The 26,172-nt window shown below is 35.1% G+C and carries 25 protein-coding genes; 8 read left to right on the top strand and 17 right to left on the bottom strand.

What is annotated here, in order from left to right:
- The first annotated feature begins 100 nt into the window (after positions 1–100).
- Positions 101–1,138 carry a helix-turn-helix domain-containing protein gene (locus P178_RS0107340; protein WP_036145851.1) on the top strand — a complete coding sequence of 346 codons (1,038 nt, stop codon included), beginning with the start codon at positions 101–103 and terminating at the stop codon, positions 1,136–1,138.
- Here P178_RS0107340 and P178_RS0107335 read toward each other — a convergent pair.
- The 3 genes from P178_RS0107335 to P178_RS0107325 form a co-directional block, all read right to left on the bottom strand.
- The gene (locus tag P178_RS0107335; protein WP_197026792.1) at positions 1,135–1,797 is read right to left on the bottom strand and encodes an SOS response-associated peptidase family protein; all 663 of its coding nucleotides are present in this window, start codon (positions 1,795–1,797) and stop codon (positions 1,135–1,137) included. The genes P178_RS0107340 and P178_RS0107335 overlap by 4 nt on opposite strands.
- 212 nt (positions 1,798–2,009) lie before the next feature.
- Positions 2,010–2,459: a ferritin-like domain-containing protein gene (locus P178_RS0107330; RefSeq protein WP_027065602.1), complete on the bottom strand. Its 450-nt coding sequence runs from the start codon at positions 2,457–2,459 to the stop codon at positions 2,010–2,012.
- A 49-nt stretch (positions 2,460–2,508) separates the two neighbouring features.
- Entirely contained in the window at positions 2,509–2,751 is a 243-nt protein-coding gene (locus tag P178_RS0107325) for a hypothetical protein (protein ID WP_027065601.1), read from the bottom strand.
- A 267-nt stretch (positions 2,752–3,018) separates the two neighbouring features.
- On the opposite strand from P178_RS0107325, the gene P178_RS0107320 reads away from it, so the two are divergent.
- Positions 3,019–3,231: a DUF2945 domain-containing protein gene (locus P178_RS0107320; protein ID WP_027065600.1), complete on the top strand. Its 213-nt coding sequence runs from the start codon at positions 3,019–3,021 to the stop codon at positions 3,229–3,231.
- A gap of 7 nt (positions 3,232–3,238) precedes the next feature.
- Here the strand turns inward: P178_RS0107320 and P178_RS0107315 are convergent, their stop codons facing one another.
- Positions 3,239–4,315, bottom strand: a complete 1,077-nt coding sequence (locus tag P178_RS0107315) for a DNA topoisomerase IB (protein WP_027065599.1) — start codon at positions 4,313–4,315, stop codon at positions 3,239–3,241.
- Positions 4,316–4,574: 259 nt separating this feature from the next.
- On the opposite strand from P178_RS0107315, the gene P178_RS0107310 reads away from it, so the two are divergent.
- Positions 4,575–5,180, top strand: coding sequence for a DUF2652 domain-containing protein (locus P178_RS0107310; RefSeq protein ID WP_027065598.1), 606 nt, complete (start codon positions 4,575–4,577; stop codon positions 5,178–5,180).
- Positions 5,181–5,287: 107 nt separating this feature from the next.
- Complete coding sequence (locus P178_RS0107305; RefSeq protein WP_027065597.1) at positions 5,288–5,755, top strand: Dps family protein; 468 nt, start codon at positions 5,288–5,290, stop codon at positions 5,753–5,755.
- A gap of 94 nt (positions 5,756–5,849) precedes the next feature.
- On the opposite strand, the gene P178_RS0107300 is transcribed toward P178_RS0107305, so the two are convergent.
- The 3 genes from P178_RS0107300 to P178_RS0107290 are packed head-to-tail and all read right to left on the bottom strand — an operon-like array spanning position 5,850 to position 6,732.
- Positions 5,850–6,044, bottom strand: a complete 195-nt coding sequence (locus tag P178_RS0107300) for a hypothetical protein (RefSeq protein WP_036145848.1) — start codon at positions 6,042–6,044, stop codon at positions 5,850–5,852.
- 7 nt (positions 6,045–6,051) lie between these two features.
- A complete protein-coding gene (locus tag P178_RS0107295) occupies positions 6,052–6,399 on the bottom strand; it encodes a phage holin family protein (protein ID WP_027065595.1) in 348 nt (115 codons plus the stop codon).
- Positions 6,400–6,732: a YtxH domain-containing protein gene (locus P178_RS0107290; RefSeq protein WP_027065594.1), complete on the bottom strand. Its 333-nt coding sequence runs from the start codon at positions 6,730–6,732 to the stop codon at positions 6,400–6,402.
- 196 nt (positions 6,733–6,928) lie between these two features.
- Here P178_RS0107290 and P178_RS0107285 point away from each other — a divergent pair, with 196 nt between their 5' ends.
- From P178_RS0107285 to P178_RS0107270, 4 genes are read left to right on the top strand one after another with little or no spacing between them, the layout of a single operon-like run.
- On the top strand, positions 6,929–8,290 hold the full coding sequence (locus P178_RS0107285; RefSeq protein ID WP_027065593.1) for an NAD-dependent succinate-semialdehyde dehydrogenase: 1,362 nt from the start codon (positions 6,929–6,931) through the stop codon (positions 8,288–8,290).
- A 5-nt stretch (positions 8,291–8,295) separates the two neighbouring features.
- Positions 8,296–8,466, top strand: coding sequence for a hypothetical protein (locus P178_RS23195; RefSeq protein ID WP_155941595.1), 171 nt, complete (start codon positions 8,296–8,298; stop codon positions 8,464–8,466).
- A gap of 26 nt (positions 8,467–8,492) precedes the next feature.
- Positions 8,493–12,233, top strand: coding sequence for a hypothetical protein (locus P178_RS0107275; protein WP_155941594.1), 3,741 nt, complete (start codon positions 8,493–8,495; stop codon positions 12,231–12,233).
- A gap of 50 nt (positions 12,234–12,283) precedes the next feature.
- A complete protein-coding gene (locus P178_RS0107270; protein ID WP_027065591.1) occupies positions 12,284–13,495 on the top strand; it encodes a Pycsar system effector family protein in 1,212 nt (403 codons plus the stop codon).
- An 8-nt stretch (positions 13,496–13,503) separates the two neighbouring features.
- Here the strand turns inward: P178_RS0107270 and P178_RS23640 are convergent, their stop codons facing one another.
- The 10 genes from P178_RS23640 to P178_RS0107220 form a co-directional block, all read right to left on the bottom strand.
- On the bottom strand, positions 13,504–13,629 hold the full coding sequence (locus tag P178_RS23640; RefSeq protein ID WP_262493282.1) for a hypothetical protein: 126 nt from the start codon (positions 13,627–13,629) through the stop codon (positions 13,504–13,506).
- 144 nt (positions 13,630–13,773) lie between these two features.
- Positions 13,774–15,210, bottom strand: a complete 1,437-nt coding sequence (locus tag P178_RS0107260) for a rubredoxin (protein ID WP_027065590.1) — start codon at positions 15,208–15,210, stop codon at positions 13,774–13,776.
- A gap of 11 nt (positions 15,211–15,221) precedes the next feature.
- Positions 15,222–18,752, bottom strand: a complete 3,531-nt coding sequence (locus P178_RS0107255; protein ID WP_027065589.1) for a nitrate reductase — start codon at positions 18,750–18,752, stop codon at positions 15,222–15,224.
- A gap of 300 nt (positions 18,753–19,052) precedes the next feature.
- The gene (locus tag P178_RS0107250; RefSeq protein ID WP_027065588.1) at positions 19,053–19,481 is read right to left on the bottom strand and encodes a DUF6526 family protein; all 429 of its coding nucleotides are present in this window, start codon (positions 19,479–19,481) and stop codon (positions 19,053–19,055) included.
- A gap of 162 nt (positions 19,482–19,643) precedes the next feature.
- Complete coding sequence (locus P178_RS0107245; protein ID WP_027065587.1) at positions 19,644–20,315, bottom strand: response regulator transcription factor; 672 nt, start codon at positions 20,313–20,315, stop codon at positions 19,644–19,646.
- Between the two features lie 111 nt (positions 20,316–20,426).
- Positions 20,427–21,710: an alginate export family protein gene (locus P178_RS0107240; RefSeq protein WP_027065586.1), complete on the bottom strand. Its 1,284-nt coding sequence runs from the start codon at positions 21,708–21,710 to the stop codon at positions 20,427–20,429.
- A gap of 34 nt (positions 21,711–21,744) precedes the next feature.
- Complete coding sequence (locus tag P178_RS0107235; protein WP_027065585.1) at positions 21,745–22,569, bottom strand: ABC transporter ATP-binding protein; 825 nt, start codon at positions 22,567–22,569, stop codon at positions 21,745–21,747.
- Between the two features lie 11 nt (positions 22,570–22,580).
- Positions 22,581–23,420, bottom strand: a complete 840-nt coding sequence (locus P178_RS0107230) for an ABC transporter ATP-binding protein (RefSeq protein ID WP_027065584.1) — start codon at positions 23,418–23,420, stop codon at positions 22,581–22,583.
- 19 nt (positions 23,421–23,439) lie between these two features.
- A complete protein-coding gene (locus P178_RS0107225) occupies positions 23,440–24,540 on the bottom strand; it encodes an ABC transporter permease (RefSeq protein WP_027065583.1) in 1,101 nt (366 codons plus the stop codon).
- Between the two features lie 33 nt (positions 24,541–24,573).
- Positions 24,574–25,962: a CmpA/NrtA family ABC transporter substrate-binding protein gene (locus P178_RS0107220; protein WP_027065582.1), complete on the bottom strand. Its 1,389-nt coding sequence runs from the start codon at positions 25,960–25,962 to the stop codon at positions 24,574–24,576.
- Between the last annotated feature and the right edge of the window lie 210 nt (positions 25,963–26,172).

The raw sequence follows: 26,172 nt of genomic DNA, 5'->3' as shown, positions 1-26,172 counted from the left end.
TGCTCATTTATGTCAATTAACATTTCAAAAGTGTTAATGTAAGTCTCTTAATTCTAGTTTTTTTGTAAAGTACAATTTGCATTGTGCTTTAATAAAAGAAATGAGAGAGTTAGTATTAAACGGTTGTAATTCTGATGATGTGTTTGCCCATATACAAGATTGTATTAAGGGTAAGCTTACACAACATTGGGGTGAAAGTGTTTTAACTTTTGATAACAATATTGGTAAAGGCACTATAAGAACTATTAGTTTTAACTGGGGCGTCTCCCTTATAGATTGTGACCTTACACTTTCAAAAGAAACCAAGTTGGTTTTTGACACAAAAGAGCTATCACCAATTGAATTCATCTTTATCACTAAAGGGTTTTTAAAATATAGTGAAAACAATACAGATTCTTACACAACCATAGCGCAATTTCAAAACACCGTAATTTCAAATAAAAAAGGTGCTCATAAAACTTTTCTATTTCCAGAAGACGAACGTTTAAAAATCAACTTCATCCGTATTGATCGTCAAGAATATTTACAAAAGAAGAATAACAATATCTGTCAACTAGACAGATTGTTGGTTTCCATATTTAATGATAATAAAGGAGATGTAGCCTATACACATGGTGGCAGTTATAGCTTAAAAATTGCAGACGAAATTAAAATGCTAAATAATGTTGACTCCACTAGCGGAATGCTAAGATCTCTATCTCTAGAAGGCAGACTTTATCTTATTCTATCGCTACAGCTATTGGAACATAAAAATTTTGAAGAAAATATGAATTTACCTGAAGCCCTTTCTAAAGAAGATATCCTTAAAATACATAAACTAACTACGTTTATTTTAGAAAACATATCTGAACCAACAACCTTAGCTCAACTCAGCTCAGTGTCTGGTTTAAGCCCCAAAAAACTACAAATAGGGTTTAAGATTCTTTATTCTAAAACTGTTAACGAATATGTAAGACAATTGAAGTTGGAAATTTCTAAGGATTACCTCAAAAATTCCGATTTATCCGTATCAGAAATCGTTTATGCCATTGGTATAAAAAGTAGAAGCTACTTTTCTAAAATATTCTTTGAGGCGTACGATATTCTACCAACAGATTATAGAAAGCATCTCAAAAACAAAAACTCTTCTATCCGTTAGTTTTCTGGATACTCATATGGCATTAACATACTATCATATGATATATCTTGATTAAAAAGGTTTTTGGCAATGGGTCTTATTTCTAATGTTGTTTTATGAGGTGGTTGTGCTATTTCTATTGCACGCTCCGTTGTGGTATCGCTTGAAAGCCATTCACCCTTATCGTTATGGTCAATAATTATGGGCATATAATCTACCAGATTTTGATAGTCCACAATTTCCTCTTCAAGGGGTCCTGTTAATAGGGAACATGTTATAAATCCATCTTCTAGAACAGTATAAATACCTGCCAGGTATAACATTCCTCCACTCTTTTTACTTACATGGTAAGGATAGATTTCGCCATTCTTTAAAACTGAGGTAAAGAACCCTGTAACTGGAATGATACACCTTCTATTCATAAAAGAATCATGATACCAAATATCAATTTCCGAATTGCGAACCGGTATGGTAAGCGTATTCGTCAATCTTTGAAATAACTCCCAATCATCTTTAAAACTAGTTGGTAACAAACCCCATATTGCCAAAGAAATTGATTTGGGCTCATCCATAGTAACAACGGGTATTGTTGATTCTGACAAACCGCTAACAACTACTTGTGGTGTATATAAATTTGGAAATTTGAACATAGCATTTACATCTCGTTCTATCTCCTTCATCTGCGCTGTATTCGAAATTTTAAAATACATATCAATCATTAGATTTAAACATAAAGTTCGTGATATTAACGAGGTACTCTTATTGCAGAAAAACAAAAATATAACCCATTAGAATAAGTTTCTTTTTTGTGTAAATAGAATGATTCTATGTAGAAATTGGGCACAAAAAAAGAGGCTATTAATAGCCCCTTTTATTATAGATACATTTTAATTTATTTAATATCCTCTAACATTTTAATATTTGCCAATCCGTTTTGTATCGCCTCTTTTTGGCTTCTTAAAATGGTTGCCGTAGTTGAAGGTAAGGAAGTATCTCCTAAAACTTCATCATACTCTTCAATAGCACTTTTTTCCCCTCTAATAGCTTCTTCTAACATAGCTTCTTCATTATCTAGAGAGAACAATGATTTTACGTCCATCCAAGCTCTGTGTGCCTTTCCTGCAACACTATCACCTTTATCAATTTCCTGACCAAAAGACTTGATTTCTGTCTTTAGTTCATGTCCAAAATCATAACGTTGTTTAGACTTGCTTTCAAAAAATGCTTTTAACTGAGGATGCTCTGTATTGTCTGCTGCTTTTTTAAAGCCTTTTTCAGCATCATATGTTTTTTCTAAAAGCTCATTTAATTTGTTTCCTACTTCTTCTGTATATGTTCCCATTGTTTATAGTTTTAATTATGTGATTATTATTTAAAGATGCCAATCACAATTACATCTTATAAAACTTATTTCTGTTCTTAAATTCTTGGAGCTTTCTTTTTAGCTCTCCTATATCTTTTCTCTTAGATGAATCTGAATACATTAATACATGCTCCATATCAATTTCACAAAAGGCATCTTCTTCATCAATATCGAAATCATCTACACCTATATTAAGGATATAATCTCTTATTAATAAACCGATGAAAGCTGAACCTATCAGTATAGAAATACCTGCAATTAAATTTATCATCTGTGTTGTTTTGATGACAAATATATATTTGATTCTGGGTACTTTTTATCTTAATACATATTAGCTTTAACTCCTTTGAATAGGGTTAATTTTCAATATTTTAGGATTAAAAATTAAACGTGTTTCCTATACAATAATCAACAGATTCATAGAACTTGCAGTATCAAATTAGTTCTCAAGTTTGTGCATCTATAAACGGTATTTTCCATCACCGGTTCTCCAAAAAACTAGCTGTGATGGAAAGCACAAACTTTTAAAACATTTATTATGATACGAAAAGGTACAGTTGTAAAATGGTCTTGGGGAAATGGTACTGCAGAAGGTACCGTTGAAGAAACATATACTTCAAAAACGACTAAAACAATAAAAGGAAATGAAGTAACCAGAAATGGAGATAAAGACGACAAGGCACTTTACATTAAACAAGATGATGGAGACTATGTTTTGAAGAGTGAAAGTGAAGTTGAACGCGCAGATTAAATTCTCTCTATTTCTTTTCTGTTAAATCTGATAACGGATTAAAACCTGATATTAAATCTAACAATGTAGCTTCTGCTGCCGTCTGGTATTCTGTAGATGATTTGTCCTCTAAGCTTTCAAAAACTTCGTTTAACTCATTTCTTTCATACTTGCTTACCACATAAGGGTGAACATAGTACTTCTTGCATACATTTCTTGTATTACCCAATGCTTTTGCAGTGTCATCAAAGGCTTCAATTACATTCTTTTTTATTTCATTTTCTGTAGTGGTAGGTTCTTTTTCTAGAAGAGACTCAAAGAAAATAATAGTTCCAGACCACGTTCTAAAATCTTTGGCCGTAAAAAGATCTCCACTAATTTCTTGTAGATATTCATTTACCATTCCGCTATCAACACTGATTTTTATACCATCTTCGTCAAAAAATTGAAACAAATTCCAACCTGGTATTTCTTCGCACTGCAAAACCAGTTTTCGCAGCCTTCTATTGTTTAAGGTTATACTATGCTTTTTTCCTTTCTTGCCAGTAAATTCGAACTTCAACTTATTCTTGCTCGTTTTTAAATGTCTTGTTCTTAATGTTGACAAACCATATGTTTTATTTCTTTTGGCATATTGCTGATTGCCAATTCGTATATGGGTTTCTTCCATTAACCGAACAATAAGGGCAAGTACCTTATTTTTAGGCCAACCTTTTAGTTGTAAATCTTCATCTACCTTTTTTCTAATTAATGGTAAAGATTTACCAAAATGATGCATTCTTAAAAACTTGGTTCGGTTTCTAACCCTCATCCACAAATCATGATACCGATATTGAAGCCTATGTTTCAAATCATAACCAACGGCCTGTAAATGGGCATTTGCTAACGATGCAATTTTAACTTCTTGCCATGCCGGTGGTATGACAAGCTTTTCTATTCTAGATATTTCTGACTTCTTATTTAACGGTTTATTCTTTAGTAAATACAGAAACTTATCTTTCTCTTTTATCCGTAAAATAGATAACGCTTCTCTATTTACATATTTTAAATGCATATGAGCTGCAACATCATGTGGTTCACTCGCTAATAGTTCTGAATAGGTCATCTTTACGTCGTTTAAATAGCATGGCAAATAATTGTAAAATAAACAATTCTGTTTACTTTTTTTAGCATACTGTGAAACAAAATTAAATAATCAGATTGCTAGTTTGGTGTTCAATCCAACTCTTTTGTAACCTTAAACCACCTAGCATTAAGATTACTAAAAATAGCACTCAATTGGATTGCGGTACTATTTTTACTTTACGGATTCATTTTAAGTTTGAAAGTTGTATACCTTTCCCCCTCACTTATTACTACAGCTTATGAAAGGATCACCAATGTTAATATGTATACCAGACATAAGCGGTTTTACTGAATTTATGAGTGAAACTGATTTTGAATTGAGTTCAAAAATAATTCCTGCTCTACTTAACCAAATTATATACACCAATAAAATAGGGCTAAAAGTATCTGAGATTGAAGGTGATGCCGTGCTCTTTTTCAAGACAGGTGAAATGCCCAATTTAGAAACTCTTATAGAGCAATGTAGGGTGTTTTATACCGAGTTCTATAAAGAACTTGACGCGTTAAGAGAAAAGTACAAGACTAATAAAGATGCTGCTGTTATACCAGAAATTCTAGGACTAAAAATCATTCTTCATTACGGAAAAGAAATTGCGTTGACCAAAGTTGGCAATCGTATAAAATTATTTGGCGAAGATTTAATTATTGCGCACAAGCTTCTGAAGAATAAAATAAGATTGAGCGAATATCTACTCTTAACAGAAGGTCTAACCAACTATTACAAAGAAAATAATCTAAATGATAAATTTGACTGGGGTTCTTTAAAACAGAACTCTACAGAATACGATCATGTTGGTGAAATTAACTACTCGTACATCAATTTAAAACCACTTGTTAATGAGTAATTTTTCTAACGTTAAATAACGTTAAAGTGTTCATGATTAAGTCTTCAGAGTTAATCGATCTAAGTAGAATTAGTTAATTTTATGGTACAATAATTAAACAAATTATCATGAGTTATTTAGACATTAAATCAAAAGATATAGCGCCAATTGTTGAGGAATTAAACACTCTATTGGCGGATTATAATATATACTATCAAAACCTAAGAGGATATCACTGGAACGTTTCTGGTAAAAACTTTTTTGACCTTCACATTAAGTTTGAAGAGTTGTATACAGATGCAAGAATCAAAATTGATGAAATAGCAGAGCGTATCTTAACTTTAAGACAAAATCCAACTAGCGAATTTTCTAAGTATTTTGAAATGTCATCGATTAAAGAAACTTCATCACTTATTTCTGATACTGAAATGGTTAAGAATATTTTAGATCAACATGAAACTTTGTTAAAGCAAATGAGTAAAGTGGTTAAAAAAGCTGAAGCTGGTGGCGATGAAGGAACCATTGATATGATTGGTGGTTATATTGGTAGTATTGAAAAAGTAAGTTGGATGTTAGACGCCTGGACAAAGGAATAATTCTTTCAGTAAAGTATTACATAAAAAAGCACCTCTATAAAAGAGGTGCTTTTTTATGTAAACTAGTGTTTATAAATATAATTCGTCAATAGTATTACTTAACTACTTTACGCATTATATAGAGCATACCAAATTTCTTGGCTGCAGAGAATGCAGTTGAAACCCAATTGTACGGACTCAAATCTTCCTGCACATCTTGCTTTAATCCTTTTAATTCTTCTAAAGCAATTTGTCGCTCTAATTTTAGACGTTTTAAATTGAATTCTATCTCATCAAAATTTTTGTACATATCTCTATTAGTTAAAGAATTTATCAGATAACTTTCTTACTAACATGTTATCTATTTTGCGTCTAAAAACATAGGCTAAAACCAATAATACTATAAATAAGGCACCAGCAATTAAACAGGCACCTACCATACTATTAAGAATATTTGCAAGAAATACAACCCCCGCAACAGTAATAAATATAAGTGCCAAAAAAGCAAGACCACCAATGACTGCCATTTTCAGCAGCATACCGGTGGTCATTGTTAATTGTTGAAACACTTTTAGTCTATAATATTCTTGGGTTTTCTTATAGTAAACCTCTCCTACATCAATAGCCTTATTAGACGTTTCGTTAAGTGAATCAATGACTCCCATTTATACTGTTTTCTGCAGTTTCTTATTCTTCATTTTCAACTCAGCTAATTTCTTCTCTAGGGTTGAAATTACATCGTCTGTCTTGTAGCTTAAATCTGATACCAAAGACTCAACTCTTGTATCTAGAGTCTCTTTTTCTTCAGACATTTTTGATGCAACTCTGTTCTTCAAATCAACAGCGCTTTCAGTGAAATTGTCTCTTGTTGCAGCTGCTTGATCAGCAATAAGTCTTCTAGTATTTTCTCCTTTATCCGGAGCGTAAAGAATTCCTAAGGCTGCACCAATTGCAGAACCTGCTATAATTGCTAATAATGTATTTCCACTATTGTTCATGTTATAAATTTTTAGATTAAACTGTTCTTTTTTAAGAGATGATATCTTAATAATCATCCTCTACAAATGTCTATATTATAGATAGAATTACTTAACTCAAAACCTTTTAATATTAACCTTAACAATAGCTCGAAAGGGTTAAGAATTAAATGAAACGAATTAATTCATAATCTTGTTTACCTCTAAATTTGTACTCATGAAAGAATATCAAACAAAGAATCCATATAACGGTAGTGTTGTAGCTACGTATTCTCAAGATACAGCAGCTACTATTAACTCTAAATTAGATAAAGCCATAGCAATTGAAGCTACTTGGGCAGACATGGAAATTGCAGATAGGTGTCAATTATTGACCAATGTTGCAGAATTGTTGATAGACCGTAAAGAGGATTATGCAAAACTGATGACACAAGAAATGGGCAAGCCTTTTTCTCAAGGTATATCTGAAATTGAAAAGTGTGCTTGGGTCTGTGATTTTTATGCTCATAATGCAGAAGATTTACTGGCCGATGAAATTATAGAGACAGATGCTGATGAAAGTTTTATCAGCAATGATCCACTAGGATGCGTTCTTGCCGTAATGCCTTGGAACTATCCTTTCTGGCAAGTTATTCGCTTTGCCGCTCCAACATTGACCGCTGGTAATACAGCTTTATTAAAACATGCACAAAACGTAACAGGTTGTTCTCTAGCTATTGAACAATTGTTTTTGGATGCAGGTTATCCTGTAGGATGTTTTCAAAGTTTAAAAGCAGGACACGAAGAAATTGAAAAATTAATAGCCAACGACGGAATCAAAGCTGTAACCTTAACCGGAAGCGAAAAAGCTGGTAAATCAATAGCACGTACCGCAGGTGAAAACCTGAAGAAAACGGTTTTGGAACTTGGCGGAAATAATGCCTGTATTGTATGGGAAGATGCTGATTTGGACCAATATATAGACACAATGGTTACTGCACGTATGCAGAATACAGGGCAGAGCTGTATTGCCGCCAAACGTTTTATAGTTTGTGAGGACATTTATGATGCTTTCCTAGAAAAATTTACCAAAAAAGTAAAATCACTTAAAAGCGGTGACCCCATGAAAGAAGAAACATTTATCGGTGTTATGGCTCGCGAAGATTTAGCGGAAGAACTACAAGAACAGGTAAATAAATCTATTAAACAAGGTGCTAAAGTTGTTCTGGGCAACATGCGAAACGAAGCCTACTTTTCACCCACTATACTTACAGATGTTACAGAAGATATGCCTGTTTTTAAGGAGGAAACCTTTGGTCCCGTAGCTGCAATTATCAAAGTTAAGGATAGGGATGAGGCAATTGCTACTGCAGCAAATTCTAGATTAGGTTTGGGTAGTATGTTATTTACTGAAGACGTAGATGCTGCAATGGCTATTATTTCCAAAATACCAGATGGTGCATTTTTTATAAACGATATGGTAAAATCAGATCCAAGATTACCATTTGGCGGAACAAAAGCTTCTGGATATGGTAGAGAATTATCTAGAGAAGGAATATTAGAATTCGTAAACAAAAAGACAGTTTACATTAAAAAATAAAAGACATGAAAGAAAATACAGAAGAAACAAAATTTGTAAAAGAACCTGAAGAAGACACACGAGAATACATCCTTCAGAAAAATAAGAAAACAAAGCTAGGAGTTACTATTCTTACGGCATTTCTAGTGCTTTTAATTATTGGAATAATAATTTCTAATGTGTTTTTCAATAATTAGAAAAGCTAATTAACTTAAAAATTTTTATGACCAACCAATCCGGCCAACTTAATTGGACAAAATTTAAGATTGCCAAGTCTTTTAGTTTTACAATTGTATTACTACTACTTTCTTCATGCGCAACTTTTAAGGAACAAGGTATTTCCAATATTGTAAATGAGACCCCTAGCAATACAATTACGTACTCGTTTTATATTGCTGGTGGTTTAGGAAATGCTTCTGGAATTCCAAATCATGATCTGTTAAAGCGTTTTAAACAAGAGCTTAATAATGCATCAGAGAATAGTACATTAGTTCTCACCGGTGATAATATTTCTCCCGAAATTGGTAATTGGAAAGTAGACAGCCTACTGGTAAAACAACAACTAGAATTGTCGGCTGGTTTTAAAGGTGAAACTGTTTTTCTTCCTGGTAATAATGAGTGGAAAAGTTATGAGCTTGATAAAATTGAAAAAGTTGAAAATTACTTAAAAGAGGTTGAACGAAAAAATACAGCAGTTGTTCCTAATAATGGTTGCCCTATAGATTATAGGGTCATTAACGATGACTTAGATTTAATATTAGTAGACTCTAAATGGTTTGTATCTAACTGGTCTAGAATTGAAGGTATTAACAGCAAATGCACAGATATTGTTACCCGTAGAAGATTCATGGAAGAATTGGAAGGATACATTGGTGACGGTCAAGGAAAGAACATTGTTATTGCCATGCATCATCCGGTATTCACTAATGGAACTTATGCGGGCAAAACTACAGTAACCGACCACGCAACACCACTTCCTGTATTGGGTACCATTAAAAATGCCGTAATGGACATGGGTGCTTTTAATCCAGAACATGTAAACTCTAGAAGATATAACTATTTACGAATAGCGGTTAGTGCACTAGCGCAGGCTAACGATAGAATAACATTAATTTCTGGGCATGAAGAGAGTCTACAATTACTTGAAGGTGGGGGTATTCATCAAATAGTAAGTGGATCGCTTGGTGAAAAAAGCGCAACTAAATTAGGACCTGGTAGAATAACTGCTATTGGTGGTTCTATTGATTATCAAGGAGAATATGCTTACGGAGAAAGAGGATTTGCGCGCTTAGATTATTTCGCTGACGGTAGCTCTAAAGTGACATTTATTACAGAAAACGACCTTAACAATAGTAAAACATTCGCAGTTCTTCCTGCAAAAGAACCCGTAAAAGAATATAACCAATTTACAAGTAATAATAATAAAATAGAGGAGACAACAATCCTCAACGACCCAAAAGACTATGACAAAAGTGGTTTTTACAAATTTTTATGGGGTAATCGTTATCGTGAATATTATGGCAAATCAGTTGAAGCTCCAATTGTCAAATTAGACACACTTTATGGCGGTCTGTCCGTCGTAAAAGAAGGTGGTGGGCATCAATCTTTCTCGCTGCGTTTAGAAGATGGCAACGGTAAGCAATATGCTATGCGTTCCTTGCAGAAAAGTGCATTAAAGTTTTTAAAATTCAAGCTGCCAGGTATTTCATATAATACACAAGACTATCAAGACACTTGGGCAGAAAAAGCTATTTCAGATTTTTTTACAACAGCTCACCCTTACATGCAATTAATTATAGACCCACTTGCAGCATCTGTAGATATTAATCATTCAGATATAGATTTATTTTATGTTCCAAAGCAGGATAGTCTAAAGCAATTCAATGAAAATTATGGTGATGAGCTTTATTATATAGAAAGAAGACCTTCTGAAGAACAAGCGCATTACAAAGGCTATAGAAGAACTATTAATGAAACTTCTGGTAAGGTTACCGACTATGAAAGCACTACCGATATGCTTGAAAAAATTAAAAGCGACGAGTCTTACTACGTAGATGAAAGAAGTTTTATAAGAGCTAGAATTTTTGATATGTTGATTGGCGATTGGGACCGCCACCAAGATCAATGGAGGTGGATAGAATATGAAAGCCCAGACGGTGAAAAAGAATTTATGCCCGTACCTCGTGATCGGGATAATGCCTTCCCAAAATTTGATGGCAAAGTTATACCCTTCATTCAATGGTTTATGCCCAACGCAAGAAATTGGGAAACTTATGATGATGACATTGATAATGTAAAATGGCTCAATCTTTCCGGTAATAGGTTAGACCGAACTTTATTGACTTCATATGGTCCAGAGGTTTGGATAGAAGAAGCCAAGGCTATACAAAAAGGAATGACGGCAGACGTGATAGAAAAAGCTTTTACACGCCTACCCATATCTGTACAAGACGAAACTTCTGAATACATAAAAACAAGTTTAAAACAGCGTCTAGCAACATTAACTGAAACTGCAAAGGATTATGCGGAATACCTCAACAAAATAGTTGCTGTTACTGGAACTGAAAAAGATGACATTTTTACCATAACGCGAATGGAAAATGGCGACACGAAAGTTGTAGTAAAACGTATTCTATCTGATGAGAAAAATAAAGAAATGTATTCTAGGATTTTTAACGATAGCCTCACTAAAGGAATATGGATTTATGGACTTGGAGATGATGATGTTTTTGTTGTTGAAGGAATGGAAAACCCTAAGACCAAATTAAGAATTGTTGGAGGATATGGCGAAGACAGTTATGACATTGCGAACAAGAGAAAGATTAAATTATATGACTGGGAACATGAAAAAATAAGTTTTGAAAATTTAACACCGCCGACATTATTAACGGACAACTACAAAACCAATACATTTCATTTTAGATATTTTAAACCGAACACAAACGTGTTAGTCCCTACACTAGGTTTTAGAACCGATGATGGTATGTTCTTGGGAGCATCTAACACCTATACACAGAACGGTATTGATGGTAATACTTTTAGGCAACAACACACTGTAAGTGCTAACTACTATTTTAAATTTAAGGCGGCAGAATTGTCTTATTCAGGAATCTATGGCAGTGTTTTCCCAGGATGGAATTTTGAAATGGATGCCTATTATGCCAATGACCGCTATGTAAGTAACTTCTTTGGTTTTGGTAACGAAACGGTAAATAATGAAGAGGTACTGGATAGAGACTATTACAGAGGAAGAATTAGAACTTTTAAGGCAAGTGCCGGTTTAGCTTACTACAGTCTTAGGATTAAAGGATTGTTTGAGTCTTTTAAGGTGGCCGACAACCCTGACCGACTTTTCACTATCGGTAACTTAAATGATAATGTTTTCGAAAATCAGAATTATGGTGGAGCCGAATTAACTGGTGAATATGATCGTGACGATGCTGGTGATTTTCCTTCCAAAGCTATTTATTTCGGCTTTTCTGCAGGCTATAAAATGAATCTTAACAATAACGCAAACAAATTTGGATACGCTTCTTTAAAAGTTGGTTTTGATCACAAATTAGAATCAAAAGGTAATTTGGTGTATAGCACCATGGCTGAATACAAAGGTCTTTTCGATTATAACGATGTTTACTTTTATCACACCCCTTCTCTTGGTGGCGGAAATGGACTACGCGGTTTTAGAGATGAGCGTTTTACCGGTAAATCATACTTTTATCAATCCTCTGATATTAAGCTGAAACTAAAAAGATATGTTACAGCAGTGTCACCAGTTACCATTGGTATGTATGGCGGTTTTGATTATGGTAGGGTATGGATGCCAGATGAAAGTTCAAATGTGTGGCACACTTCACAAGGTGGTGGTTTTTGGATCAGCAGCCTGAAAGCACTTACATTTAATATCGGATATTTCAATTCTAAAGAAAGTAACCTAATTCAAGTTGGTTTTGGACTTTCCATATAACACAAAATTTATTTTGTACTTTTCTAAAGTATTCCAACCATATAGATATCATGTCTTCAATAGTTTCTAAAGCCGAAGTATTTGCCACCGATAAATTAACCGGTAATACTAACCCAAACTATCTCTATCATAACCTTAGGCATACACAACGCGTGGTCGATAGTACCAAAGAATTAATTGAGGGGGAAAATATTAATGACAACGAAAGTGAATTGCTTTTAGTAGCAGCTTGGTTTCATGACCTTGGTTATACTATTACATACCATAATCACGAAGAGCATAGTTGTAAATTGGCCAAAGACTTTTTAACTGAAAACAATTATCCAACACCATTTATAGAGCAGGTATGTAGCCTAATAATGGCAACTAAGAAAAATTACTCGCCCGCTAACGAGTTAGAGAAAATTATGCGCGATGCAGATTCTTCTCATTTTCATATAAAGAATTTCATGGCGACTACCGAACTACTGAGAGAAGAACTTTCGTTATTAGGTATTCAAAACAATACCCCTGTAGATTGGCGAGAAGAAAACATTAAACTTTTACGCACCAAACATAGGTTTTATACTGACTATGCAATTCGTACCTGGCAAAAGGGAAAGGATAAGAATATTAAAAGGCTTATTAAGGCTAAAAAGAAAAATAATGAACTAGTCAAAAAAGAGAATTTAAAAGCTCATTTTAAAGGGGAATTGCCCGACAGAGGAATACAAACATTGTACAGGGTTACGTTACAGAGCCATTTAAAGCTTAGTGATATTGCCGATACAAAAGCGAACATTCTCCTCTCTGTAAATGCAATTATCGTTTCTATGGCATTGGCAAATTTAGTTCCAAAATTGGATAACCCTTCAAACGACTATCTATTTTACCCAACATTTCTTTTTATAGTTTTCAGCGTAGTTTCTATGGTGATGTCAATTATTGCCACTAGACCCAATGTAACATCTGGACAGTTTACAGAAGAAGAAGTAACCAGCAAAAAGGTTAACCTGTTATTCTTCGGAAATTTTCATAAGATGAAATTAGAGCAGTATAACTGGGCAATGACAGAGCTAATTAAAGATAAGGACTATATCTACAGCTCATTAACAAAAGATCTTTATTTTCTTGGGATTGTTCTGGAAAGGAAGTACAGAATTTTACGGTGGACATATACCGTTTTTATGACCGGTATGATTATTTCAGTAATTGTATTTGGTATTGCACTTAAGTTTTATGGTCCGGAAAGAATTTTAGAACTCCCCGTTATGCAGCCCTAAAAAGGCAATTATATTCCAAAAGCCATTATAAACACACATAAAAGTATGCCAATGGCTGCGATTACAATAGTAAATTTTAAAGCTTTCGCTAAAACTGATTCTTTGCTTTGATTATCGACATTTACTCTGGTCATGTGTGGTGGTTTATTTAGTATTATACCACAAAGTTAAAAATTGACATGTTGAAGTTTTAACCTCATACACTAATTTCTTATCTCCATCACGCATACACTAATTAGCTGTTTTTGTGACAACTACCACTTTTTAAGTTTATTCATTTAACTCATTTGAATCATTGTTTCTTTAAACTTTGCCTTTGGTGCAGAACAAACAGGACATTCATAATCTTCGCCTATATCTTCAAATTTTGTGCCCGCTGCAATATTCAAGGCTACATCCCCAAAAGATTCATCATAAACGGTTAGGCAATCTTGACACTGAAACAATGTCTGTTTTGCTTCTACCACCTCCACATTTGTAGTCTCTTCTGCATCATCTAAACGACCCAATTGATCAAAGTACATTTTACTTAACTCCATCAACAACCCAGGTAATTCTATCTTATCTATATCTTGGGCATAGGTAATATACTTTTGACTGTTAGGATCAAAATGTTCAAAATGTAGAACATTGTACGTAGGGCGAACTTCAAATTCTTTAACAATGGTGGGCAAACTATTCTTTTCAATAATCACCGAGGCAAAGTGCGAACGTTTACCCACCTCATTGCTAATACCAAATGTTAGGCCGTAGGTACTAATATCATTTTGATCAAAACTCCGAACCAAATACTTCTTTAACTCCAACGCCTCGCCATCATCAATAGGCACATGCCAATTCATCTCTAATTGAGAATGCCTTACATTGATTCCTCTTTTACCTAAAAAGCGCTCTAAGGCTGGTCTGCTAGATTTCTTAATACCTTTTACTACAAAAGATTTCCATGGGGTAATGCAGATTTTACCAATACTATTATCTAGGCAAAAGCCGCAGAATTCTTTTAAGAAGGACAGGTCATATTTATTGTTTCTCCAATAAAGACCAAGCCAATACATATCTGAACCCAAACGGTTCATACCCTCATAATACGGAAAGGTCTGAAAAGGAACTTTTAGTTCCTTTTCCATGGTTTTATTATTGGTCTCTAAGTTCTTGTTCATCACAAAGAACAACTCATCTATGTCCGAAATATCTTCATAAATTTCTTCGATTTGTTTTGAGATAGAATTGATATCCCAACTATAAATGAGCACCGGATAAAAAGCAGATGATTTCCAGTGTGGTAGTTTAATATTTAAGTACCAATAATCTTCTTGATCAGATGCTATAAAGTTGAGGTTACCACTAAAAACAGGAACTAAGCGTTGTTTTGGATCAGTAATATTGATTTTCAACTTGGGTAAAAAATCAAATCCTTCTAAAATATATAAGTAGGTAGAACCTTTTAACCAATGGGTCATATCAAAAATATCTGCAGAGACGTAAGAGCTAACGATATTCTGAAATGAACGATTAGCAATGATATCTGTATTGAATTTAGAGATACTTTCTAACTGCTCTTCTTTTGCATCCTTCAGGGGAAACAAAATATCTTGTCGAGACCCAAAATTAACACTTGTGAGTCCGGCAGACTCCAGCATGGTAATAATATCCTTCAATTCACCAGGAGATGTAACACCACCTTTTATCAATATTCTATGAAGATCATCATTCATGTCTCGCTGTTTTAATTTGCTAATACCAGTTGTTTCTTTAATAAATCTTTTATCTCGGGCTTACAACTTCCACAGCCCAAACCTGCACCTGTTTCTGAACATAATTTGTTGAAATCCGAACATCCGCCTTTGATGGCATCTACAACATTACCTTCACCAACCTGACTGCAAGAGCATACCAGTTTCCCTTTTAAAGGAACAGATGTTGAAGCACCACGCAACAATTCATTCCGTTTTTCAGATAGTTCAATCTCTTCCTCTATCAGTCGTTTAAACTCTGCAAATTCATTTTTATCGCCCAATAAAATGGCACCTTTTAACGTATCGTCTTTTACAATACATTTCTTATAAAAACGCTTACTTACATCCATTAAAATGATTTCTTCATAAGTAGCATCTCCTATGGGAGAATTCACCATACCAATACTACAGAGATCCAGATTTTCGAACTTTAAAATATTCATCAATACTGAACCATTGTAAATACTACTGAAGTCTCCAAGTATAAAATTAGCTGCAATATCTGCTTGTTGCTCGGCAGCTGAGGTAATACCGAAAAGCGAATTTTTAAACTCTGCTATTTCTCCTAATGCGAATATCGATGAATCACTACTTTGTAAATATGAATTTACCACGACACCTCTACGCGTATTGATGCCTGTTTGTTTTGCCAATTCAATATTTGGTCTGGTACCTATAGCATACACTATAGCATTACATTGAATAGTACGACCTGTTTTAAGATTTACAGAAAGACTATGTTTTTGGTTCCTATCCTCAAATACGGTACTTACCTCATTATCGAAATACAGATTTATACCACGCTCCATAACATCTTCTGCCAATAAACGACTTGCAATGCTATCTAGCTGCCGTTCCATTAATCGTGGTGCACGTTGTATAATACTAATGTTTATATTGATTTTTTTCAATGCAGCAGCGAGCTCTAGTCCTAATAGTCCGCCACCTACAATAACCACATTTTGGTCTTTTGCCTGTAACCCGGTTTCAGATAAATATTTTCTTAATTTATCGGCATCTCCTCGTTCACGCATCGTAAAACGACCGGGTAATTGTATCTGAACATCACTAGGTATAAAGGCTCTACTACCGGTTGCCATTATTAGTAAATCGTACGTATGTTTTTCTCCTTTAGAATCTACTATAATTTTATTTTCCGAATCTACATTTTCAATTCCTACTCCGGAATGTAATACTACATCTAGCTTTTTCAACTCCCCATCTTTAAGTTTCTCTAAGGCTTCCCAAGAAAGTTCATCACTTACATATTCTGGGAGTAAAACACGATTATAAAAAGGGTCTTTTTCTTTTGAAAATACATGAAGTTCATCAATACTATTTTTATCTCTATATGATTGTATAAAGCGATATGCCGCAGCACCTGCTCCAATTACAATAACCTTCTGTTTTTCTTTGACAAACTTGGTAACCTCAACGGCACAATACTTAAAATCTGGCTCTTTTGAAACGGGATCCACTAAATCATTAGTCAGGTTATTTGCCCTACCAAAATCATTGTTCAATACTTTACCCCAATGCATAGGCAAGAAAACAACAGACTCTCTTATGTCATAATTGAGCTGCACTTTTACTTGTACTTGCCCTCTTCTACTTTTTACAACCGCAATATCACCTTCTTTTATTTTTCTCAAATAGGCATCTACAGCATTCATCTCTAGATAAGGCTGCGGTATATGGGTCAACAACCTTTTTACCTTACCGGTTTTGGTACGGGTATGCCACTGATCACGAACTCTACCTGAATTTAATATTAACGGATAGTCATTATCTGTTTCTTCAGATTTATTGTAGAGGGTAGCAGGCGCATTAAAATGAGCCTTCTTGTCATTGGTAAAGAACTTGCAATCGGTAAATAACCTTGGTGTACCCTTATGTGTTTTATGTGGCACAGGCCACTGAAAACTACCTTCATTAATCAAACGTTCATATGATAGACCAGAAATGTCTATTTCAGTGCCTTTTGTTAATAAACAATGTTCGTCATAGACTTCACTGCTATTCTTATAATCAAAACCTTTATAGCCCATTGCTTGTGCAAAACGCCAAATGATTTCTGCATCTGGTAATGCCTCACCCGGTGCATCTATAACTTTAGGCAAGTGACTAATTCGTCTTTCTGAATTGGTCATGGTACCTTCTTTCTCTAACCAACCTGCTGCCGGTAATAATAAATCGGCAAATTTGGTGGTTTCTGAGTTATGGGATATATCTTGAACTACTACGAATTTTGCCTTTTTTAAAGCTCTTTCTACTTTGTTAGAATTAGGCATACTTACGGCAGGGTTGGTACAAACAATCCAAACTGCTTTTAACTTTCCTTCATCGAGGGCATCGAACATTTCTGTTGCCGTATAACCGGGTTCTGCTTGAATTTCTCCACCTCCCCAAAAATCTGATACTTCTTTTCTATGTGCAGCATTCCCTAAATTTTTATGTGCCGCCAATAAACTTGCCATACCACCTACTTCTCTACCGCCCATGGCATTTGGCTGACCTGTCAATGAAAATGGTCCAGCACCTGGTTTGCCTATTTGCCCAGTCAAAAGTGACAAATTTAGTAATGATACATTTTTGGCAACACCAATAACACTCTGGTTCAACCCCATGGTCCACATGCTGATAAACTTCTTGGCATTACCAATATATTCGGCAGCTTTGCGAATATCACCAACGGGAATACCACATTTTTTAGCGGCTTCTTTCAGTGATAAGGTAAACGCCATTTCTTTAACCGCCTCATAATTTGCGGTGTGCTTTTTTATAAAGGCGGAATCTATTTTTCTTTTCTCAATTAATCGGCGTGCTATGGCATTAAAAAGGATAACATCGGTACCCGGTAATATCTGCAAATGTAAATCTGCCCCTGCGCACGTCTGTGTTTTACGTGGGTCTACTACAATTATTTTTACCTGCGGATTCTCTTCTTTATGCTTTTCTAATCTTCTATATAAAATAGGATGGCACCATGCCGGGTTTGCACCTGCTATCAAAAAGCAATCTGCCAACTCAATATCTTCATATGAAATAGGAACGGAATCTTCGCCCAAGGTTTTTTTATACCCAACCACGGCAGAACTCATACACAGCCTAGAATTGGTATCTATATTATTGGTGCCAATGAACCCTTTTGTAAGTTTATTGATGAGGTAATACTCTTCTGTTAAACACTGACCAGATACATAAAAACCAACACTATCTGGACCATGCTTGGCAATAATACTTTTAAAAACTGCAGCGGCACGTTCAAAAGCAGCGTCCCAAGAGACACGTTGCAAAGGGTGATTTCTGCTCCATTTCATTTCTGGATACAGAATACGATCAGTAGTATCTTGAGCTACGTAATTAAGATTACGTCCTTTGCTACACAGCATGCCTTTATTAGATGGATAATCGGGATTACCATCTACTGAAATAGTTCCTTTTGCGTCAACATCTACAAGTATACCGCAGCCTACACCGCAATAGGAACATATTGTTTTATGAGTTTTATTGCTATTCATTTTATCAATGATAAAGAATGGTTCAGAAGTATACTGCAAATTATAAAAAGTACGTATAAATACGTACTTTTTTATCGTAAATGTTCTGCGTAATTTCGAGTGATCCGTAATTATCACCCTTTAAGACTGAGAATAGATCAATAAATAGGAAAGTGAGGTGTTGAAATGTTAAAATAAAGTATCCTTTATTTGAACTTTACAGAAGTTATGAGCTTTAAATTCTAGGTTGTAAGAAATCATGTCACAGACTAGCTCCGGCATGGACCTGCGCCTATAAATTTTTTAGTTTGAGCGCCTAAATTAAACCCTATAATAATCTCCTTTCCAACTTTTGATACTCGATTTAATTTCTTTGGCAGAAAGTTTTTCTTTTAAAGCTTTTTCCATCAAGGATAATAACTCATCATCGCTAGCGAAACGCAAGGCTATTATTTGCGACATTCTCAAATCTGAAGGAAGTAGTTTTCCGGTCATAACATAATGTCTCATATTTTCTTCAGCTCTAATAGCTCTGTCTTGTGCTTTTAAAGGAAATGTTCTCACATACCAAGCCATCAGAATCAAGATAATGGCAATTAACACCATTAAAGATGCTAAATACAAGTTTTCTGATGTGGTTCTAAAAAGATGATATACCGATCCAACTAATAATGCAACTAAGGCAACAAATAACACGCCGTGAAACCCTGTTACTAGTTTTCCGTGATTTTTAAAATTCTGATCTTTCATTTTATAAATTTTGATAAAAATACTTGTATAGTACGATTTTGCTCAAGTTGTTAGTAGTGGTATGAAGTCCATCGATGCGAAAACGTACGTTAAACTATAACCGTTATAGTTTTTGCACGAATGAAAGATGAAAAAAATTCGTTTTAAAGAGAATAAAAATCTCTAAATCAAATTATGCTTCTGTGCCTTTTTAGAAAGATCTATGAGATTTTTCACATCCATCTTGCGCATTAAATTAAAACGATGCGTTTCAATAGTACGTTTGCTATTCTGTAGTTTTTCTGATATCTGTTGATTCGTTAAACCAGACAATACCAACTCTAATACCTTAAGCTCTTTGTTGGTTAAATCAAAAACATTGTCAGCGCTTTTACGTGGTTCTTCTTCTTTGACCACTTGTTTTTTAGCTCCCAATAAGTTATTTACCAAAACATTACTTATATCTCCACTAAAGTATTTACCGCCTTCTCTTACGGTATGTATTGCTTTAATGAATTCTGACTTGTCGGTGTCTTTCAATAGATAGCCATTAGCACCTGAACTAATAGATTTTAATATGTATTCTTCTGAGTCGTGCATGGAAAGTATAATAGTCTTCACCTCTGATTTACTTTTAGTAAGTTCAGCTACGGCATCAATACCGTTCATAACGGGCATTCTAATATCAATGATTAAAAGATCAGGATTTACCTTGCCTACCAATTCAATAGCTTCTTTACCGTTTGAAGCTTCACCAATCACTTCCAAATCAGATTCAGACTCCAATAATGAACGGATTCCGTCCCTAACCAAGGCGTGATCATCTGCCAATACTATTCTTGTTATTTCACTCAAAATATAGGTAATTATACGTACCGTGCTAAATTACATATTTTAAAAACAACAATACGGTCTACACAACCAATGCTGCATAGACCGTATAACTAACTAAATTCTTGTAAAACTCTATTCTTTTTTGGTATTCAAAAACTGAGGCTTAATGGTCAACTGTACCCAAGCCCAGTTTTGGCTACTTGCCGCTAAATCTTCTGTAAACCCTTTTAGCTCATACATACCGTCTGCAGCGAACATTTGAGAATACCCAACTGCTAACCCATAACCATTGAAAGCCTTTGAAAAGACCAAGTCAATTTCTGTACCCAATGATTTTTCTCCGCTTGGCAATTCTTGTTCTCCACTAAAATTTAAGACTTTAACCAGTAAGCTAGATTTCTTTCCTAAATCGAATTTTGCACTTGCGTGAATGTCAAATAGGCCTACAGAATTCGCATGGTTACCTACGTAGAAATAATCCATGAATCCGTTAAACTTATGATTGGTTCCGTATAGTGGAAAAAATGCCTCTGTTTTGTCTGTAGTATCTGCTTTGTTTCCGCTGATAACTTCTGTACCTAAACCTAAAGCTACCTTATCACTAGCCTTATACCCAAGCTCTAAACCTAGTAAATATGCACCGCCAACCTTTACTTCGTTCTGTCTTTCTCCCGTTTGTAAAAATAGGTTGGCATTTGCACTGAAGCTTCCTGCTTTATATGCTAAATGTGTACCAATAGTTTGCAAGCTACTTACCCCATCTGCAGCACCTTCAGTATCAAAATTTTGGAAACCGTTATTCAATGCCAATATGCTACCGGAGAACTTATTCCATTGTTGCTTGGCGTATAGATATTGCATGGTTTTATATGTAAAAAAACCTGATGTATTATATGCTGTACCTACAGACTGAAACCCTGTTGGGTTATCAAAATCTTGACTAAAAGCAAGACCAACATCTAACATGAACTTGTCTTTTTTATACTTTAAAAGCCCCGCATCATGGTTTCTACCTTGTTGCGCCCAATCCAATCCGCCAAAAATACGTTGGTCATCATAAGAGATAACTTGTCTACCTAATTTAGTAGACCAGCCTTTACCTAAATTAATATTTGCCCATGCTTCAAATACTGCAAAAGAATCGTTCTGATCATCTGGTAGAATTTGCCTGTTTTCGCCCCAAACCATCACATCTTGTATGCTTAAGTAAAACTGATATGCTTCCGATTCATACTTTGCATTTAAACGTGCACGGGTAGAGATTGCGAAACTGGCATCTGCAGCATCAGGAATTATGCTTCCGAAACCATTTCTATATTCTGTTCTTGGTCTAAACTGCCCGTCTAACGTAAATTGGGCATAAATTGAATTTACCGCCAGAAACAATACGGTGATTAGTAAATATTGCTTTTTCATAATAATAAATTTTAATAATTGAGTTAGTTAATGGTTAGTGTTCTAAAAAGTCTATTAGGTGTTTTCTATAGGTGTAATAATCATCGTTCTCTAATACAGACTTACGAGTACGCGGTCTTTCAAAATCAATGGAAAGGATATCTCCTATTTTTGCCTTGGGTCCACTGGTCATCATAATGACGCGATCTGCTAGAAAAATAGCTTCATCAACATCATGTGTAATCATAACCGCGGTAATTTTCTCCTTGTTCCAAATCTCTATAAGAATATCTTGTAATTCTCCTCTGGTCAACGAGTCTAGCATTCCAAAAGGTTCATCTAACAACAATACTTTTGGCTTAATGGCAAACGCCCTGGCGATACCAACACGCTGTTGCATACCTTGAGATAATTCTGAAGCCTTTTTATGAAAAGCATTCTCAAGACCTACTTTATGTAAATAATACTTTGCAATGTCTTGGCGCTGCCCTTTGGTTGCATGCGGAAAAACCTGATTAACCCCAAGCAATACATTCTGTAAGGCCGTCATCCAAGGCATTAAACTTGGCGACTGAAAAATAACCCCCCTATCTGGACCCGGACCTTTTACCGGATTTCCCAGTACTGAAATATTACCTCCGGAAATTGGATTAAGACCTGCTATCATAGAAAGCATGGTTGTTTTACCACAACCTGAATGCCCTATAATCGTCACAAATTCTTCTTTTAAAATTTGAAGATTCAAGTCTTCGAGCACTACGTAATCTCCCTTTGGTGTTGGATATACCTTTTTTAATTTAGAAAGGTCAAGCATTACTTTTGATGGATAGATAATGCCATTTTCTGAATATACTTCGTTAGCTTGTTGTGTTGTGTTCATTTGCTATTTCTTTAGGCTACAAAGCTTTTAGGCGTTAGGTTTGGTAATTTATATTCTACATCAGAAACTGTTTTTCTTTCATCACCTATATCCATTAAGTATTCGATGATGGAGTTTCTTGTTTTCTTGTATTCAGGATTATCGTTCATTGCCGTTTTATCTCGAGGTCTTTCAATATCAATCTTAAACTCTGGACCCAGAGTGGCATTCGGACCTGGTTTTAATGGAATTATTCTATCTGCCATATAAATACCCTCATCAACATCATTGGTAATCAGCAATGCGGTACGTTTATCTTGACTCCAAATATTTAAGATTTCATCTTGTAAATTTCCTCTTGTCAAAGCATCTAATGCTCCTAAAGGTTCATCCATAATGATCATTTCAGGATTCATGGCCAGCGCACGTGCTACCGCAACCCTTTGTCGCATTCCCCCTGATAATTCTTTAGGTCTCTTATTGATTGCCGGACTAAGATTTACCATGCCTACGTAATTTTTCACTATTTCCATCAAGGCTTTTTTATTCTCCTTCGGAAAAGCTTCTTTTACCGCCATGTAAATATTTTGACCCACTGTCAACCAAGGCAACAGCGAATAGTTTTGAAAAATCACGCCACGCTCATGACTAGTATCGGTTACCGGAACTCCTTTAAAAAGAACCTCTCCGCTAGTTGGTTGCAAGAGCCCGTTTATAAGATTTACTAAAGTGGTTTTTCCACTTCCGGTAAATCCTACAATAGCTACAAACTCACCTTCTTCTATAGTCAGGTTGATGTTAGAAAGTACTTCTGTACTACCATCTCCCTCACCATAGGTTTTATAAATATTATTTAGTTCTAAATATGCCATGTTCTATCTTTTGAAAGCGTTATGCCATTTCATTTTTATTGAAAGAAACCATATTCTGTACAGCAAGCATCAGTCTATCTAACAAGAAACCAATGATACCAATGACGAACATTGCCACAATGATTTTTGAGTTAGAATCGTTAGCACCGTTCTGAAATTCTTCCCATACGAAAAGACCTAATCCCTGACTTTGTGCTAAAAGTTCAATGGCAATCAATACCATCCACGCCACAGATAGCGTAATACGAAGTCCCGTAAAAATTAACGGTAAAGAAGAAGGTAATATCACCTTGAATACTTTTTGAAAAGTGCCCAACTTTAATACTTTGACAACATTGATATAATCTTTATCTACAGATGCAACACCCATTGCCGTGTTTACCAACGTTGCCCACATGGCACAAAGACCTACACTAATAAATGATATTACAAATGCATTATCAGAACTGTCGCCGATATACAATGTCTTTACGATCATAAAAACTAACAGGTACCATACAACTGGCGATACTGGTTTAAAAATTTGAATGAACCAGTTAAAGGCGCTTCGTAATGAAGGACTAAGTCCTATAACTATCCCTATAGGTACTGCGATAAACATTGCTAAAAGAAAACCGGCAAATACTGTTTTTATACTTGTTAAGACTATATCTACAAATGAGGCTCTACCTGTATATACAATTGGATCTTTACCTTGAGAAATCATTTTCTCATTAGTGACCGCCATTTTCTCTGCAAATGCCGCTTTATCTGCACGTATAACTTTATGATCCGCTATCAAAGATTGTAAGGATGCCCATACTTGAGATGGTGATGGCAAGGTATTGGGCTGGCAACTACTGTCGCCAGATTCAATACATGCACGTTCAGCAACTGCAGCCGCTTCTCCCTGTTCTTGCAGTGCTTTTTCTACTCTGTAATTTGCCTCTTTGTTATACAAGGCTTTAGAACCCATCTGCCATAAACCAATAAACAATAAGATGGATAGAAGCGTTATACCAGTATTTTTTAAGGATTTTATAATGCCATCTTTTTTAATACTTGGCGTAAGTTTCAAAAGCATTTGCTTCAAACTAGAAGACAAACTATTTTCGTTTTTTAAGACCATTTCTTGTTCCATACTATTTAATTTAAGGTCAATGAATTACTTTAATTATTTCTTGTCTTTGTTTCCGATCGAGAAACTGTTGATATACCCAATTGGATCTTTGGCATCATAGCTAGTACCATCTATAAAGTCTGAAGTCACTGCTTTGTAACCATCAGTATCTGGCACATCTGCTGCTGGTATTTGACCTTCTGCAACCAAAAGATCTGCGGCTTTTTTCCATATATCTGGTCTGTAGATATCTTTAATCGTACTTGCGTACCAATCAGAAGATTTTGATTCAGGAATTTGACCCCATCTACGCATTTGTGTTAAGAACCATATTCCGTCAGAATAGAAAGGATATGTTGCATTGTACTTATAGAATACATTGAAATCTGGCATTTCACGCTTGTCTCCTTTTTCGAATTCAAATGTTCCAGTCATAGAGTTTGCCAATACTTCTTTTGGTGCACCCACATATTGAGACATGGAAAGTATTTCTACAGCCTCTGCTCTATTAGAAGGTTCATCTAGCCATTTACCAGCTCTAATCAATGCTTTTGTTACTGCTATAGCAGTGTTAGGATTTTGCTCTACAAACTGCTTTGTCATTACAAATACCTTCTCCGGGTTGTTCTTCCAAATATCATAGTTGGTTGTTACCGGAACACCTATTCCTTTAAAAACCGCTTGTTGGTTCCAAGGCTCACCTACACAGTACCCATAAATAGTACCTGACTCTAATGTTGCTGGCATTTGTGGCGGTGGCGTTACAGAAAGTAAAACCTCAGCATCTATCTGCCCTTGCACATTATCTGCTGTATACATACCTGGGTGAATACCCGCTGCAGCTAACCAATAACGCAATTCATAGTTGTGGGTAGAAACCGGAAAAACCATTCCCATTTTAAATGGTTTGCCTTCATTTTTATACGAAGTAATTACCGGCTTTAAAGCATCTGCTTTAATTGGGTGAATAGGCTTACCATCTGAATCTGCAGGTACATTTGGCTTCATTTTAGACCAAACATCATTAGAAACCGTAATTCCGTTACCATTTAAATCCATTGAAAACGGAGTAACCAATTCTGCTTGTCTACCAAAACCTGCTCCTGCTGCGATTGGCTGACCTGCCAACATATGTGATCCGTCTAATTGACCATCTATTACACGGTCTAAAACATTTTTCCAGTTAGATTGTGCTTCTACCGAAACAAAAAGTCCTTCTTCCTCAAAAAAGCCTTTTTCTTTTGCAATGGCCAAAGGCGCCATATCGGTAAGCTTTATAAACCCAAAGGTTAACTGTGGCTTTTCAATGTCTAACATTTTAGTTTTTGAGGCTACAGCTTCTTCTGAAACCGTTTCGGCTTTCTTGCTTTTTGTATCTCCACAGGCGGTAAATACCAAGGCGAGGGAAAGGGTTAAAACAGATGAGGTAAAAATGTTTTTCATAATCTTATTATTTAGTGTTCTACGTATTAATACTTATTTCTACAAATATATACGTATCAGCATTTTCCATAAGTGATATAAGCGATGTTTAAACCTCTTTTTAACACATATTAAAACCCACTAATTAACCATATTAGAAACTGCTAAAAAACAGGTTTTACGAGCAAACCATTGTTTTGCAATAGTTTATATACATTAAAATGAATCGTG

The organism is Maribacter sp. Hel_I_7, assembly GCF_000688315.1.
GTDB classification, from domain to species: domain Bacteria; phylum Bacteroidota; class Bacteroidia; order Flavobacteriales; family Flavobacteriaceae; genus Maribacter; species Maribacter stanieri.
This window is presented reverse-complemented; position numbering and strand designations above follow the sequence as displayed.